The organism is Methylobacterium tarhaniae (genome assembly GCF_001043955.1).
Lineage (GTDB): Bacteria > Pseudomonadota > Alphaproteobacteria > Rhizobiales > Beijerinckiaceae > Methylobacterium > Methylobacterium tarhaniae.
The window spans coordinates 1-15198 of the sequence record NZ_LABZ01000123.1 but is presented as its reverse complement, the minus strand read 5'-3'; the positions used below and the strand labels follow the sequence as shown (position 1 = coordinate 15198).

General features: G+C 71.5%; 14 protein-coding genes. 6 read left to right on the top strand and 8 right to left on the bottom strand.

Annotated features, from left to right (window positions below):
- Positions 1-123: 123 nt before the first annotated feature.
- Genes VQ03_RS17425 through VQ03_RS34650 form a run of 3 tightly spaced genes read left to right on the top strand, consistent with a single transcriptional unit; the run spans position 124 to position 2099 of the window.
- Positions 124-1659 (top strand): sensor histidine kinase, encoded by a 1536-nt coding sequence (locus VQ03_RS17425; protein WP_048452163.1) that lies wholly within the window; start codon positions 124-126, stop codon positions 1657-1659.
- 39 nt (positions 1660-1698) lie between these two features.
- Positions 1699-1959, top strand: a complete 261-nt coding sequence (locus tag VQ03_RS17420; RefSeq protein ID WP_048452162.1) for a TonB-dependent receptor domain-containing protein — start codon at positions 1699-1701, stop codon at positions 1957-1959.
- Positions 1884-2099, top strand: coding sequence for a hypothetical protein (locus tag VQ03_RS34650; protein WP_157064146.1), 216 nt, complete (start codon positions 1884-1886; stop codon positions 2097-2099). Before VQ03_RS17420 ends, VQ03_RS34650 begins: the two co-directional genes overlap by 76 nt.
- Before the next feature lie 83 nt (positions 2100-2182).
- Here VQ03_RS34650 and VQ03_RS17415 read toward each other — a convergent pair whose 3' ends face one another.
- The 3 genes from VQ03_RS17415 to VQ03_RS17405 all read right to left on the bottom strand — a co-directional run bounded on the left by VQ03_RS17415 (position 2183) and on the right by VQ03_RS17405 (position 5327).
- Positions 2183-3382, bottom strand: a complete 1200-nt coding sequence (locus VQ03_RS17415; RefSeq protein ID WP_048452161.1) for a sensor histidine kinase — start codon at positions 3380-3382, stop codon at positions 2183-2185.
- Between the two features lie 173 nt (positions 3383-3555).
- Positions 3556-4416, bottom strand: a complete 861-nt coding sequence (locus VQ03_RS17410; RefSeq protein ID WP_048452160.1) for a phosphoribulokinase — start codon at positions 4414-4416, stop codon at positions 3556-3558.
- 5 nt (positions 4417-4421) lie between these two features.
- The gene (locus tag VQ03_RS17405; RefSeq protein WP_048452159.1) at positions 4422-5327 is read right to left on the bottom strand and encodes a hypothetical protein; all 906 of its coding nucleotides are present in this window, start codon (positions 5325-5327) and stop codon (positions 4422-4424) included.
- A gap of 184 nt (positions 5328-5511) precedes the next feature.
- On the opposite strand from VQ03_RS17405, the gene VQ03_RS17400 reads away from it, so the two are divergent.
- Positions 5512-6438 (top strand): LysR family transcriptional regulator, encoded by a 927-nt coding sequence (locus tag VQ03_RS17400; protein ID WP_048452182.1) that lies wholly within the window; start codon positions 5512-5514, stop codon positions 6436-6438.
- Between the two features lie 140 nt (positions 6439-6578).
- On the opposite strand, the gene VQ03_RS17395 is transcribed toward VQ03_RS17400, so the two are convergent.
- On the bottom strand, positions 6579-7724 hold the full coding sequence (locus VQ03_RS17395) for an HD domain-containing phosphohydrolase (protein WP_048452158.1): 1146 nt from the start codon (positions 7722-7724) through the stop codon (positions 6579-6581).
- A gap of 762 nt (positions 7725-8486) precedes the next feature.
- The gene (locus tag VQ03_RS17390) at positions 8487-8795 is read right to left on the bottom strand and encodes a hypothetical protein (protein WP_245292112.1); all 309 of its coding nucleotides are present in this window, start codon (positions 8793-8795) and stop codon (positions 8487-8489) included.
- 328 nt (positions 8796-9123) lie between these two features.
- On the opposite strand from VQ03_RS17390, the gene VQ03_RS17385 reads away from it, so the two are divergent.
- Positions 9124-9987 (top strand): S49 family peptidase, encoded by an 864-nt coding sequence (locus VQ03_RS17385; RefSeq protein WP_048452157.1) that lies wholly within the window; start codon positions 9124-9126, stop codon positions 9985-9987.
- A gap of 4 nt (positions 9988-9991) precedes the next feature.
- On the opposite strand, the gene VQ03_RS17380 is transcribed toward VQ03_RS17385, so the two are convergent.
- The 3 genes from VQ03_RS17380 to VQ03_RS17370 form a co-directional block, all read right to left on the bottom strand.
- Positions 9992-10369, bottom strand: coding sequence for a hypothetical protein (locus VQ03_RS17380; protein WP_048452156.1), 378 nt, complete (start codon positions 10367-10369; stop codon positions 9992-9994).
- A gap of 77 nt (positions 10370-10446) precedes the next feature.
- Positions 10447-11076 carry a L,D-transpeptidase gene (locus VQ03_RS17375; protein WP_048452180.1) on the bottom strand — a complete coding sequence of 210 codons (630 nt, stop codon included), beginning with the start codon at positions 11074-11076 and terminating at the stop codon, positions 10447-10449.
- A gap of 228 nt (positions 11077-11304) precedes the next feature.
- Positions 11305-13392: a prolyl oligopeptidase family serine peptidase gene (locus VQ03_RS17370; RefSeq protein ID WP_048452155.1), complete on the bottom strand. Its 2088-nt coding sequence runs from the start codon at positions 13390-13392 to the stop codon at positions 11305-11307.
- A gap of 190 nt (positions 13393-13582) precedes the next feature.
- Here VQ03_RS17370 and VQ03_RS17365 point away from each other — a divergent pair, with 190 nt between their 5' ends.
- Positions 13583-14734 (top strand): ceramide glucosyltransferase, encoded by a 1152-nt coding sequence (locus tag VQ03_RS17365; protein ID WP_048452154.1) that lies wholly within the window; start codon positions 13583-13585, stop codon positions 14732-14734.
- Positions 14735-15198 lie beyond the last annotated feature (464 nt).

Here is a 15198-nt window from a genome sequence, read left to right as displayed (position 1 = left end):
CGGGACGGACCGGTGCGTCGCATTCGTGGGGTTTCGGCAGGGGGACCTTAACGATTTTCCACCACCGTCTCCCGGACCGGCCGACGGTCCGCGGCGGCGAGGGAGCGGCACGACCCGAGCGCGATGTCCGAAGTCACGGCGGAAATGGTTCAGCGCGGGCGCGGCCCGACGGCGGAGGAGGCAGCCCGGCGGCGCAAGGTCGCCCGGGACGTGCGCTCCGCCCGCGAGCGGCTGACCTCGTCGATCGGCCTCGAGCGCGCCTTCGACTACGAGCTTTTGCGCGTCTACGCCCAGTACCGGATCGGTGCCTTCCTGCCGCTGGTCGTGCTCGCCTGCTGCATCGCCGCGGCCTCCGTGTTCTGGGCGCCCGCCCTCATGGGCGGGGCCTGGTGCGCCGGCGTGCTCCTCGTCGTCGGGGCCAACACCGCCCTGTCCCGCTCCTTCCTGCAGCAGGACCCGGATGCGCTCTCGCTGCGGGCCTCGCGCCGGCGGGTGATCGTGGGCGAGATGGTCCAGAGCGTCGCCTGGGCGCTCCTGGTCCTGATGCTGGTCCAGGTCGAGGCCGCGAACGCCCGCACCTTCGTGATGTTCGTCCTCGTCATCGTGGCCGCGGTGACCACGATGCTGGCCGCCACGGTGCCGCTCGCGGCCTATGCGGGCCTCCTGCCGCTCTGCGCCGCCACCGGGGCGCTGCTATGCCTGTCGCTGGAGGCGGAATCGGTCCTGCTCGTCGGCATGGCGGTCTGCGCGCAGCTGTTCTTCCTGTTCCTATCGAACCACCTGCACGCCTCGACGGTCGCGGCGCTGCAGTCGCGGGCCGAGAAGGACGCGATCTTCGGCGAATTGGAGCAGGCCAAGGCCAATTCCGACGAGGCGCGCCGGCGCGCCGAGGAGGCCAACCTCGCCAAGTCGCGCTTCCTCGCCACCATGAGCCACGAGCTGCGCACGCCGCTCAACGCCATTCTGGGTTTCTCGGAGGTGATGAAGAACGAGGTGTTCGGCCCGCACGCCTCGGCCTCCTACCAGGAATACTCCACCGACATCCACGACAGCGGCCTGCACCTCCTCAACCTCATCAACGAGATCCTCGACCTCTCGCGCATCGAGGCCGGGCGCTACGAGCTCAACGAGGAGGCCCTCCAGCTCGCCTACGTGGTCGAGGAGGGGCGGCACATGATGGGCCTGCGGGCGCGGGCCAAGAACCAGACCTTCCGCGAGCTGATCGACCCCACCCTGCCGCGGCTCTGGGCCGACGAGAGGGCCCTGCGCCAGATCGTGCTCAACATCCTGTCGAACGCGATCAAGTTCACGCCGCCGGGGGGCGAGATCACCATCAAGGTCGGCTGGACCTCGTCGGGGGGGCAGTATGTCAGCGTGAAGGATACCGGCCCTGGCATCCCCGAGGACGAGATTCCCACCGTGATGTCCTCCTTCGGCCGCGGATCCCTCGCGATCAAGACCGCCGAGCAGGGGTCGGGCCTCGGCCTGCCGATCGTGAAGGGCCTCGTCGACCTGCATGGCGGCGGCTTCCAGCTGAAGTCGCGCCCGCGGGAGGGCACCGAGGTGATCGTGACCTTCCCCGCCAGCCGGGTGATGGACGCGCTGCCGCCGGTGGCGGAGGAGAGCCACGCCCCGGTACGACCGGTCAGGGCCGCCTGAAGACCTGTCCGGGCGGTTACGTCGATCGATCCGGCGAGCATGCCAGCATCTCTCCCCGCGGCGGTCTATGCCCAGGACCGGGTCGAGATCGGCCAGCACCTCCAGCTGATCGGCGGTGTGCGCTACGACCCCTTCGATTTCGCCTCGACCGACCGGCGCAGCCTCGCCACCGGTGCGCGGACCGATAACCTCGTCTCGCCGCGGATCGGCGCGGTGCTGAAGCCGTGGGACACCCTCTCGGCCTATGCCAGCTACAGCGTCTCGTACCTTCCGCCTGCCGGCGACAGTGCACCGGCCTGACGGCGGGCCTCGCGGTCTCCCCGCCCGAGCGGTTCGAGACCCTGTTCGACCGGCGCGACATGGCCACCGCCGACGGCAACACCAACCTCGTGACCGGCGCGCCGCGCACCGTGCGGGTGCAGGCGATCGCCCGGTTCTGACCCCGAGCCGGACGTGAGTGCGACGCGGCGGCGCCTCCCGCCGCCGGTCGCGACGGTCAAGGCCAAGGGTTCAGGCCAAGGGGTCAGGCCAAGGGAATGTCCAGCACGAAATGCGCCCCGGGCCCGCCGCCCTCGATGCCGAGGCGCCCGTCGAGCTGACGGATCAGGCTGGCGATGATCTTGAGGCCCAGCGAGCGCTGGCGCATCGACACGTCGAAGCCCGGCGGCAGGCCGATGCCCTCGTCGCGGACGGCGAGGCGCAGGCCGTCGGGCCTGACCGCGAGGGAGACCCGCACCGGCCCGGTGCCCTGCGGGTAGGCGTGCTTGACCGCGTTGGTCACCAGCTCGTTGACCACGAGGCCGATCGGGATCGCCTGGTCGGCGCTGATCACCTTCGGGTCGGCCTCGCAGGCGAGCCCATGGCCCGGCGCCTCCTCCTGGAGCTTGGCCACCAGCTCGCGCAGGAAATCCGCCAATTCGACCATGCCGAGCTGGTGGATGCCGCGCCAGAGGTGGTCGTGCACCTCCGCCACCGTGGCGATGCGCGCGCCGGCATCCTCGAGGGCGTGGCGCACCTCGTCGGAATGGGCGTCGCGCGCCTGGAGGCGGAGCAGGCCCGCCACGACCCCGAGGCTGTTCTTGACCCGGTGGCTCATCTCCCGGGTCAGCTGGACCTGATGGTCGAGGGCGTCGCGCAGGCGCGCATCGCCCTGGTGGCGCTCGACCGCGATGCCGATCAGCCCGGCGAAGCCCGCGAGGAATTCCTGGTCGGCCCGGTCGAAGCCGTGGCCCTCGGTCCCCCAGGCCTCGAGCACGCCGTAGGCGCGCCGGCTCTCGTCCCCGAGCGCGATCGGCACGTTGACCGCGTGGCAGAGGCCGGGGGGCGCCAGGCCCTCCGGCAGGTGGAAGCGCCCCCCGTCATGCCCCCCGGCCTGGATGCCGTTGGCGAGCACGCCGGCGCCGGTGCGGAAGGCGTAGGAGGCCGGCGTGGCCTCGTCCCCCGCCGCGACGTCCGTCCCGACGAGGTCGGGTTCGAGGCCGGTACAGGCCCGGATCACGAAGGCGTGGTCGCGGGCGCGGTACTCCAGCACCTGGCAGCACGTGGCGCCTAGGCCCTCGGCGCAGAGCTCGCTCGCGCGGCGCAGGAGCGCGTCGAGGTCGCGGGTCTGCAGCGCCATCCGGGCAAAGGCGCCCAGCAGCGCCTGCTGCCGCAGCCGGTACGGCAGCTCCGCCCGGCCGTTCCCGGTTTCCTGCGCCTCACGGTTGGCCCCGTCACTCGCCATGGTCACTCGCCAAGGTCACGCGCCGGGCACCGGGATGCCCGAGAACGCGAGGTGCCTTCCCCCTGAGGCACGTCGGATGGCCGGACTCTTACGCCATCCTGCCCCGAGTACAAGCCGAGGTCGTGGGCATGCCGTCGTGCGGTTCCCGATTGATCCGCGAGGCGCCGCGCGGATCAGAGCAGGCGGCGCCGGCGCTCGACCAGGCGCAGGATCATCGGGGTCAGGATCAGCTGCATCGCCAAGTCGAGCTTGCCGCCGGGGATCACCACCGAGTTCGCCCGCGACATGAAGCTGCCGGCGATCATCGAGATCAGGTAGGGGAAGTCGATGCCCTTCGGGTCGCGGAATCGGATCACCACCATCGACTCGTCGGCGGTCGGGATCCAGCGGGCGACGAACGGGTTCGAGGTGTCGACCGTCGGGATCCGTTGGAAGTTGATGTCGGTGTTGGTGAATTGCGGGCAGATGGTGGTGACGTAGTCGGGCATCCGCCGCAGGATCACGTCGGTCACCGCCTCGATCGAGTAGCCGCGGGCGGCCTTGTCGCGGTGGAGCTTCTGGATCCATTCGAGGTTGATCACCGGCACCACGCCGATCTTCAGGTCGGCATGCGCGGCGATGTCGAGGGTGTCGGTGACCAGCGCGCCGTGCAGGCCCTCGTAGAACAGCAGGTCCGAGCCTTCGGTGAAGTCCTCCCAAGGCGTGAAGGTGCCGGGCTCGGCCCCGAAGCGTGCGGCGTCCTCGGCATCGTGCACGTAGTGGCGGGTGCGGCCGCGGCCGGTGGCACCATATTCGTGGAACACCGCCTCGAGTTCGGCCAGCAGGTTCGCCCGCTCGCCGAAATGGCTCAGGGTCGGCTCGCGGGCCATCGCCTCGCGCATCGCCGCCCGGTCGAAGGCGTGGAAGGCGTCGCCCTCGATGAAGGCCGCCTCGACGCCCTCGCGGCGGAAGATCTGGTCGAAGGTGTTGCGCACCGAGGTGGTGCCGGAGCCGGACGAGCCGGTCACCGATACGATGGGATGGAGGGCCGACACGCCGGTCAGGCCCGCAGGAGCCCGCGGGGGGCGAAGAGCGGCGAGCCGCCGGCGTCGCGGGCGGCGTCGAGCCGGCGCAGCAGGCTCGCCACCTCCCGGGGCGAGCCGACGGCCAGCGGCGTGCGCCGGTGCAGGTCGTCGGTGGCGAGGTCGAGGATCGCGCGGCCGCGCCCGTCCGTGGCGGTCCCGCCGGCGGCCTCGATCGCCAGGGCGACCGGGGCGGCGGCGTGGACGAGGCGCACGCCGCCGGCATCGCGGTCGTGGCCGATATCGGCCGGGCGGAGATGCAGCCCGCCATGGGTCAGCACCCGCTGGGCGCCCGCCGAGAGCGAGGCGAGGGAGGAGGTCCAGTCGGTGGGGGCGGTCTCGCCGCGGCGGGTCGCGTCGGGCCCGCCCCGGGGGCTCGTCTCCCGGATGCACAGGGAGACCGGAGGCCGGAAGGCGCCGCTCCGGGGATCGAGGATCCGGGTGGTGGTCGCGGTGCCGTCGGTCAGGGTCAGCAAGGTGCGCGGGCCGTAGGTGACGAAGCCTGCCGCCACCTGCGTTCGGCCGGAGGCCCGGAAGGCGTCCGCGGGGTCGGTGCCGGCGGGGCGCAGCGAGAAGATGGTGCCCGCCGGCATGCCGCCGTCGAGGTCGTCCGCCCCCTCGAGGGGGGTCAGCGCCAGGACGAGGGCGGCGCCGCGCCGGCGCGGCTCGGGCTCCTCCCGGTCGGGCCAGGCGATCGCCGCGACGTCGGCCCCGCCCAGCGCTTCCGCGAACAGGCGCCGGGCCACGCCCTCAGGATGACCCGGGACGGCGTCCGCGAGCGCGCCGGCGGTCGCGGCGGCGGCGGCCGCGATGGCTGCGACCACCGGGCCGACGGCCGGCTCCCGTCGCGGCAGCGTCGCTTCGGTGCGGGCGCTCAGAAGCATGTCCTGTCTCCGAGCCTGTCCATGCCTCTCAGGGGCGTCGTCCGTCTCCGCTGACCGCCAGCTTAGGCGCCCCGGGGTAGCGCCGTCACCCTGTCCCGAAGTACGGGATGCGCGGATATCCGTGGCGATGTCGAACGGATCCTTTCCACGATCGCCGGCCGAGGAGCGGATGGCGCAGGACCGCATACGCAACCTCTCGCTCAAGCAGCTCCATGCCGTCGCGGCGATCGCGCGGCTCGGCACCATGACCCGGGCGGCCCAGGAGCTGAACGTGACCCCGGCCGCCCTGACGGCACGGATCAAGGGGCTCGAGGACGAGATCGGGCTGCTCCTGTTCGACCGGACCCACGCGGGCCTGAAACCCACCGATGCCGGCCGCGAGCTGCTCTGGGCCATCGACAGCATCGGCACCGTGCTGGAGACCTGCACCGAGCGGCTGAGGACCCTGCGCGGCGGGAGCGGCGGCCGGGTCTCCCTGGGCGTGGTCTCGACCGCGAAGTACTTCGCGCCCCGGATCGTCGGCGGCTTCGCGCAGGCCCATCCGGGGATCGAGATCGACCTCGTGGTCGGCAACCGCGGTGCCACCGTCGAGTCCCTGCGCGACTACCGCGTCGATTTCGCCCTGATGGGCCGCCCGCCACGGGACCTGCCCGTCACCGCCGAGAGCTTCGGGCCCCATCCCCTGGTGGTGATCGCCGCCCCCGGCCACCGCTTCGCCGGGCGGCCCGGCCTGACCCGGGCCGAGCTGGCCGAGGAGCCGTTCCTGGTGCGCGAATACGGCTCGGGCACCCGCACGGTGTTCGAGGAGTTCATGACCGGCCTGCTGATCCGGCGCGCCCGCATCGGCATCGACAGCGGCTCGAACGAGACCATCAAGCAGACCGTGATGGCAGGCCTCGGCATCGCGCTGATCTCGGGACACACCGTCGCGGCCGAGGTGGCGGATGGCCGCCTGGTGCTCCTCGACGTCGAGGGACTGCCGATCCGCCGCGACTGGTTCGCGGTGCGCCGGGCGGACAAGGTGCTGAGCCCCGCCGGCCAGGCGTTCTGGGAATTCCTGGTGGGAGAGGGGGCCGCCTGGCTGCCGCAACTGCCGGACCCCGCCGGGTGATACCGCGGCGCCTTCGAACAGACTTGTCCGAAGGCGCTGGCCAAGCCCGAATGGGCCTGCGCCGCAGGCGCCAGGCGCTGGTGCGCCGAACGCTCATGCATCGACGTGTCGATGCATGAGCGGGCTGGCATAAGCCCGCCTCAGGCCGCCTCGTCCTGGTGCGGCGTGGAGGCGGCCCCCGCGGGTACCTCCCGGGGCAGGGACGGCACCCGGGCCCAGGGCTCGATCCGGAACGGGAGGTCGCGCAAGCGTGCCGAGGCCGTGGCGGCGGCGCCGACCGTCACGATGTCGTCCCAGCGCGACAGGAAGGCGGCGACGCAGGCCGGATCGAAATGGCGGCCGCTCTCCGCCTCGATGCAGGCCCGCGCCTCGTCGAGGGGCATCGCCGCCTTATAGGGCCGCTGGGAGGTCAGCGCGTCGAACACGTCGGCCACGGCGACGATCCGGGCCGCCAGGGGGATCGCCTCGCCGGACAGGCCCTGCGGATAGCCGCGGCCGTCCCAACGCTCGTGGTGGGACTCGGCGATCTCCGCCGCGAGGCCGATGAGCTCGCAATTGCTGCCGCCCAGGATGCGCTTGCCGATCGCCGCATGGGTGCGGATCAGGGCGAATTCCTCCTCGTCGAGGCGGCCCGGCTTGAGCAGCACGCCGTCCGGGATCGCCACCTTGCCGACGTCGTGGAGCGGGGCCGCCAGGTAGACGCGGCGGCACAAATCGGCGTCGAGCCCCAGGGCCTCGGCCATGATCTGGCTGTAGCGGGCGACGCGCCAGGTATGATCGCCGGTGTCGTTGTCCCGGTATTCCACGGCCAGCGAGAGGCGGAAGATGATCTCCGCCTCGCGCTCGCGCAGCGTCCGCACCGCCTTCTCGATCTCGCCGGCGAGCCAGGAGGCCTGGTCGTCGAGGCGGCGCACGGCGGTGGCCAGCCGCACCAGGTTGCGCAGCCGGACCTTCAGCTCGACGCGGCCCATCCGCTTGTCGAGGAAGTCGGTGGCGCCTGCATCGAGGGCACCGATGCGGACCGCGTCGCTCACCTCGCTGGTGAACATGACGATCGGCACCTGGGAGTAATGCGTGATCGCCCGCAACTGGCGGATCACCGACACCCCGTCCATCTCGGGCATGGTGAAGTCGACCAATACGAGGTCGAAGGCGCGCATCCGCGCCTCCTCGAGGGCCAGGAGCGGATTGAGGAAGATGGAGGTGACCACCTGCAGGTCGTGTTCCAGCAGCCGCTGGATCTGGTTCAGCACCGCCTGGCTGTCGTCGATGACGAGTACGTCCATCTGCCCACCTCCCGCGGCGCACGTCGTTCAGCCCCAGGGGCCGACTCCCGCGGCACGGGGAGCCGAGGGCTCCCCAATTTCGAAAACCGAATCGGTCTTTTTCTCAAACCAGGATGGGGTTTTCGCGCTTAACCGTGAGTAAACGGACGTTCCAGAACTAAGGCGGTGGAGAAAGGAATGTAGTCCTATCACGATCGGTCCAATCGGCTCTGCTGAGCGGTGCGACGTAGGTCGGGGCAGGATTGCGCAGCCGCGATGTACCGATGGATTTCTTTCCCGGGATGAGAATGAACTGAATATTTTGACAAAAATCGGACGCGCTGCGCTTCTTAGCTTCATATTTGTTGTTCGATAAATTACTGACAGGCGGATGATTACAGCAAATACTTTTTAATGTCGATCTATTCAATAAATAATGGTACAATATCATGCAGAAATCGATCCGAAGGCAGGCAAGACGCGGTCCGTTGGACGGTCGCGCCATCGTCGATCGGCGGGCATTTGGATAGGGTTGCGGACGATCTCATCTCGACTGTGCCGAGATCCGCCCGTACGTGGGCGGTGCGTGTCCCGATCAAGGGCCGCGGCCGCCCTCCCTGCACTGGCCAGCCGCGGATCGGAACGTCCGTGGTTGCCGGGGCTGCGCTGCGAGGGCCCGGACGAGAGCAGCGCCCGATCGCGGTGCGATCGGGCGCTGCGCCAAGTCTGTTATTTTGCCACGTCTTCCACGACGAACGGATATCTACGTCGCCGGAAAACGCTCTAGAAGTAGAAGCGCGGGCCGTAGATCCGGCGGTAGTACGGCCGATAATAGGGGCGATAGTAGCGGCGGTAATGCGGGCGGTAGTAGTACCGCCGGTAGGGTCGGTAGCCGTAGTAGCGGCGGTACGGCCGGTAGCGGTAATAGCGGCGATAGTAATAGGCCTTGTCGACCAGCGGCGCGGCGGCGCTGGCTTCGGCCGCGAGGGCGCCGGCGCTCGGCAGGGCAGCGGCGGAGCTGCGGCTGGTGCCGAGCCCGAGCCCGGCGACGAACAAGGTCAGGACCAGGCTGATCCATCGAAGGGCGCGCATCGTGTCGATCTCCCTCGGGCGGCGCGGCGCTCACCGCCGGCACCGCGGCTCTGCAGTGGCAACGAGACTGGTTCCCGCCGATGATGGAGCGGCGGGACGCCCGCCCGACGACCGAGGGGCGCTGCGGCATCCATCTAGATCCGCCCAGCCCCGCTTCAATCGATGCCTGTGAAAAACTTCGGATCGACTTGCCGGGCCGGTGCAGGTCTTCCGGGATGAGCGGCTTTCCGGCTCGGGACGCCCGCCAGCCTGCGGCACCCGGGCTCGCTTGCCGGGGCCCCGCGCTCCGCTTACCTGTCAGGTCCGCCCTCGGAGACCCCGCCCCGCCATGCCGTTCCGGCCCCTCGCCGCCCTGCGCGCCCTCCTGCCCGCGGCCCTCGCCCGCCGCCATCCGGTGGTGCCGGTCGTGCGCCTGAGCGGCGCCATCGGGGCGGTCTCGCCCCTGCGGCCCGGCCTGTCGCTCGGTGCCTGCGCCCCGGCGCTGGAGCGGGCCTTCGGCATGAAGGGCATCCGGGCGGTGGCGCTGGTCATCAACTCGCCGGGCGGCTCGGCGGCGCAGTCGCACCTGATCTTCCGCCGCATCCGGGCGCTCGCCGCCGAGGCCGGGGTGCCGGTCCTCGCCTTCGTGGAGGACGTCGCGGCCTCCGGGGGCTACATGATCGCCTGCGCGGCGGACGAGATCTACTGCGATCCGTCCTCCCTGGTCGGCTCGATCGGGGTGGTCTCGGCGGGGTTCGGCTTCACCGGGCTGATCGAGCGCCTCGGCGTCGAGCGCCGGGTCCACACCGCCGGCAAGGCCAAGGCGATGCTCGACCCGTTCCGGCCCGAGAACCCGGACGACGTCGCCCGCCTCAGGACCATCCAGGCCGACGTGCAGGCCATGTTCACCGAGCTGGTCCAGAGCCGCCGGCCCGGCCTCAAGGGCGATCCCGACGAGCTCTTCTCCGGCGCGGTCTGGACCGGGCGCCAGGGCCTGGCGCTGGGCCTCGTCGACGGCCACGGCGACGTCCGCTCGATCCTGCGCGCCCGCTTCGGCGACACGGTGCGGCTGCCCCTCGTCGAGCAGGTCCGCGGCGGCCTCCTCGCCCGCCTGCTGCGCCGGCGCGAGCCGGGGGCGGTCGGCCTCGCGGCGGTCGAGGGCGCGCTGGCGGTCCTCGACGAGCGCGCGGCCTTCGCACGATACGGTTTGTAAGGGTCTACGGCGCCGCCTGGTCGCGCAGGCTCGCGGGCAGCTGTGCCAGGCACAGGATCTGGTCCTGGCGCTCGTAGGTCTCGCGCTCGCGGATCGCCCGCTCGACGTCCTCGGTGCCGGCGCTGGAATAGCGCAGGCCGAACGGGATCGAGCCGTCCTTCGGGTAGGTGGCGAGCTTGCGTCGGGTCTCGGCCCGGCAATAGGCGGCCCAGTCCTGCGACAGGCCGAGCCGGCGGGCGTAATCCGCCACCGCGACGCCGACCCGCCTCTGCGCCTCGCGCTCGCTGCGGGCGAGCGCCCGGTCGTCGAGGCCGTTGATGAGCCCGCTGACCACGAAGCCGAGGGCGACCGCGATGGACATCAGGACGAACAGGCTGCGCATCCGAAAGCCTGCTCCCTGGCGGCGGCGCGACGCCCTCTAGGTGTCGCGCGGGGCCGCTTCCGGCAACCCGGCCGGAATCAGTACGACGGACCGTAGGAGTAGGACGTCGCGCCGTAGGGCGACGGGTAGGTCGCCCCGACCGGCTGCCAGCCGGCGTCGCCCCAGGGATCGGTGGAGCGGCCGCGCGAGGCGCGGGTCGTCCGCGTGAAGCCGTCCTGATCGAGGCGCTCCCGGCGCATCCGGGCCTCCCGGCGCGGCGTCGCCCGGCCGGCGATGGCGGTCTCGTCGCCGCCGATCACCACCCGGGTGTTGCCCATGCCCTCCGCCTTGACGAGGGCGTAGAGCGTCGCGGCCTTGCCCGGCGCGAGGCGCACGCAGCCGTGCGAGGCGGGGGTGCCGAGGCGGCCGGTATGGCTGCTGCCGTGGATGGCGTGGCCGCGGCCGGTGAAGAAGATCGCGTGCGGCATCGGCGCGTCGTCCCATTCGCGCGAGCGGTAATCGACCACCATGCGCGAGGGCGAGAAGGCGCCCCGGGGCGTGCTGTAGCCGGCCATCCCGGTGGAGACCGGCCAGTCGTAGAGCGTCGTCCCGTCCCGCGTCACGGTCATCCGCTGGGTGGCCTTGTCGACCCGAATCAGGATCCCGGCCCGCGCCTCGTTGGCCCCGACCACGCAAAGGGTGACGAGGAGGGTTGCTGCGGCGCGCATCGTGAAGAATTCCTTATCCGGCAGGACGCAGAGGCGATATGCCACGCTTCGCTGCCGGGAAGACGTGCGCGCCGCGCTCAAGTTCCCGGCTTTCATACCGCAGCGCCTTCGAACAGACTTGTTCGAAGGCGCTGGCTAAGCCCGGAGGGGCGCCGGCGCCGATGCGCCGAACGCTGATGCATCGACGTGGCGATGCATCAGCGCGCTGGTCTTCCTGTGCAGGAACGATCAGGTCCCGGCCACCTCCGGCTCCCAGCCGATCGCCCGCCGCAGGAAGGCGGCACCGAGGGCCGCGAAGGCGGCGGTCTCGGCGCTGTTCTTGCCGTGGGAATGGCCGCCGGCCTCGGGCTCGTAGAAGCGGGCGTCGTAGCCGAGGGCCTGGAGCTTGGCCGCCATCTTGCGGGCGTGGCCCGGATGCACCCGGTCGTCGCGCCGCGTCGTGGCGATCAGGATCGGCGGGTAGGGCTTGCCGGCGTCTGCCACGTGATAGGCCGAGATCTTTTGCAGGAAGGTCCAGTCCGCCGGGTCGTCCGGGTCGCCGTACTCGGCGATCCAGCTCGCGCCGGCCAGAAGCTTGGTGTAGCGCCGCATGTCGATCAGCGGCACGGTGCAGAACAGCGCGCCGAAGCGCTCGGGGTAGCGCGTCAGCATGTTGGCGATCAGGAGGCCCCCGTTCGAGCCGCCCTCGGCGGCGATGCGGCCGGGCCGCGTCACGCCGCGGCGAACCAGGTCGGCGGCCACCGCCGCGAAATCGTCGTGGGTGAGCGCCTTGCCCTCGCGCCGCCCGGCCTCGTGCCAGCGGGTGCCGAATTCGCCGCCGCCGCGGATGTTGGCCACTACCCGTGTGCCGCCCTTGGCGAGCCAGAGCCGGCCGAGCACCGCCGAGTAGCCGGCGAGGTTCGTGACCTGGAAGCCGCCATAGCCGGAGAGATGCACCGGTGCCTCGCCGGTCTCCCCCGGCGGGCCGGCCTGGACGTAAGGGATGCGCTCGCCGTCGCTCGACACCGCCTCGTGCCGGGTCACCACCAGGCCCTCGGCCTCGAACAGGGCGGGGGCCTGCTTCAGGAGCGTCGGGGCGGCGAGGTCGGGCCGGGTGGTGAGCAGGGTCGAGGGGGTGACGGGGTCGTTGGCGGCCACCATCAGGTCGCCGTTCGATTCCTCCTCCTCGCCGTCCATCGACCAGACGCTGACGACGCCGAGTTCCGGCAGGCCGGCGACCCGGCTCTCGGCCCAGCCGCCCGCCGAAGGGGTGAAGACCGGGAAGGTCGCCTTCAGGTCGTCGAGGACCGAGATCACCAGGTGCCCGCCGGTCCAGAAGAAGCCCTGCAACGCCCGGCGCGGGCCGGGCGTGAACAGCACCTGGAACCCTCTATCCCCCTCCAGGAAGGCGTCGAGCCCGATGCCGAGCACGCTGTCGGCCGGATGGGTCGTGCCGTCCACCTCCCACGGCGTCCGGGTCCGGACCGCGAGAAAGCCCCGGTGCCAATGCGGGTCGGCATCGGTCGGGATGTCGAGGCGGGTTTTCGGGCCGGACCGGTCGCCGAGGCTGACCGTGCCGTCGAAGAACCCGGTCCGCTCGACGAAGACCAGGCGTTCGGGTGTCGCCTCCCGGTCGGGGTAGCCGTAGGCGACCATGCTGGTGGGGCCGGCGGAGAAGATCACCGGGGCCGCGAGCGGATCGGTGCCGCGCCGCCACAGCCGCACGGTGCGGGCATACCCTGAGGGCGTCGCGTGCTCGGGGCCGCCGAGCGGGCTTGCCAGCAGCAGCGTGTCGGGATCGAGCCAGACCGGGATGCTCTTGGCTTCCGGCAGCGCGAAGCCGCCCTCGACGAAGCGGCGGGTCTCGAGGTCGAACTCGCGCACCACGGTCGCGTCGCCGCCGCCGCGGGAGAGCTGGACCAGCGCCCGGGCGTGGCTGCCCGGCAGGCTCGCGGCGCCGCTCCAGACCCAGTCCTCGCCCTCGTCGCGGGCGAGCGCGTCGAGGTCGAGGAGCACGTCCCAGTCCGGCTCCGCCTTGCGGTACTCGCCTTCCGTCGTGCGCCGCCACAGGCCGCGGGGATGTCCGGCATCCTGCCACAGATTGTAGAGGAGGCCGCCGCGCCGGGTGACGCCCGGGATCTTGTCCGGCCGGTCGAGGGCGGCCTTCAGGCCGTCGCGGTCTGCCGCGTAGCGGCCATCCGCATAAGCCGCGAGCGTGTCGGCGTTCTGCGCCTCGACCCAGGCCAGGGCCCGCTCCCCGTCGATCTCCTCGAGCCAGAGATGCGGATCGTCGTCGGGAGCCTGGAGGGTCGGGCGGGGATCGGGGGTGAGCGGCATGCCGGGCCCTTCGGGTTGCGGGTGCGGGAAGATCTAGCCTGGCCGCGGCCGGGGTCCAGGGTGGGCCGCCACGGATGATGCCCGGGGGGAACAGCGGGCGCGGGAATGCTGCACCGTCATACGGTTGCAACAGCCGGCCTGTTTGAGGGGAGGCCAGGGCGCGGGTCGGCACCGGCCCGGGAGGACCCGCATGACCGGTACCGGCATCGCCGCCATCATCTGCCTCGCTCTCACGCTGATCAACCTCGCGAGCCTCGCCATCGCGCTGCGCCGCCTCGGGCGGCCGGATCCGGCCTCGGCCGGGCTCGCCGATGCACCTGTCACGGTGGTGCGGCCGGTCTGCGGCCTGGAGACCTACAGCGAGGAGACGCTGGGCTCCGGGTTCCGCCTCGCCTACCCGCATTACGAGCTGATCTTTTGCGTCGCCCGCGCCACCGACCCGATCGTGCCGCTGGTCGAGCGGCTGATCGCCGCCAATCCGGGCGTGCCGGCCCGGCTGATCGTCGGCGACGAGCGGGTGAGCGACAACCCGAAGCTCAACAACTGCATCCGCGGCTGGGACGAGGCGCGCCACGACTGGGTCATCCTGGCCGATTCGAACGTCCTGATGCCGCCGGACTACATCCAGCGCCTGCGCGCCGCCTGGCGGCCGAAGACCGGCCTCGTCTGCTCGACCCCGATCGGCACCCGTCCGGGCAGCTTCTGGGCCGAGGTGGAATGCGCCTTCCTCAACACCCTGCAGGCACGCTGGCAGTATGTCGGCGAGTCCCTGGGCCTCGGCTTCGCCCAGGGCAAGAGCATGCTCTGGTACCGCCCGTTGCTGGAGGCCCAAGGCGGCATCCGGGCGCTCGGCGCCGAGATCGCCGAGGATGCCGCGGCGACCAAGCTGGTGCGGGCGATGGGCCGGCAGGTCCACCTCGTCGCCTCGCCCTTCGCCCAGCCGCTCGGGCCGCGGCGCGCCGCCGAGGTGTGGTCGCGCCAGTTGCGCTGGGCGCGCCTGCGTCGCGTCACCTTCCCGCTGTTCTTCGCTCCCGAGATCGGAACCGGCGCCGTCGTCCCGATGCTCGCCGCTTATCCGGCGGCGGGCGGGAGCCTCGCCGGTCTCGCGGCGATGCTCGGGACGGCCGCCGCCTGGTACGGCGCCGAATGGCGGCTCGCCGCCCGCAACGGCTGGCCGCACTCCTGGCGCTGGCCGCTGGCGTGCCTGGTTCGCGACCTCCTCTTCATCCCGATCTGGCTCGCGGCCTGGGTTGCCCGCGACATCGTCTGGCGCGGCAACGCCATGGACATCCGCGCCAAGCCCGCCCGCCTCGGCACCGACGCGCCGGCGGCGGTTCCATAACCGCTTGACGCCGGTCGCGGACGGGATCACGCTCCTGCCCGTGCCGTCCCGCATCTGCCGGGAGGGCGACACCGACGGAGGGAGGCATGACGCCACCCATGAGACGGGCCGCGACGATCGCCCCGGCACCCGTTCGGGCCAGGGTGTAGCGGCAGATTTCACGAATGACGGGCGGAGGTGGTCCCACGGGGCGGTGAAGCCGCTCCTTGTGAGCGTGCCTTCCGGTGACCGATGAGCCCCGACCTCGGCCGCTTCCGCTCCGATGCTCGACATCCACCCTTGAGAAACGCCTGTGCATGGGTGCGGCTCGGCCTGCATGGGCCGACCGCCGGATCTCACGCGCCCGGCACCGTCCGGATTTGGGCCGGACGCATCAGGGCCGCTTCCGGGCCTGCCGCCTCTCCGAGCATCGTGCGACCGCCTGATCCCGAGGAGGGGACCTTTGTCGCGAGAGCTTCACAAAG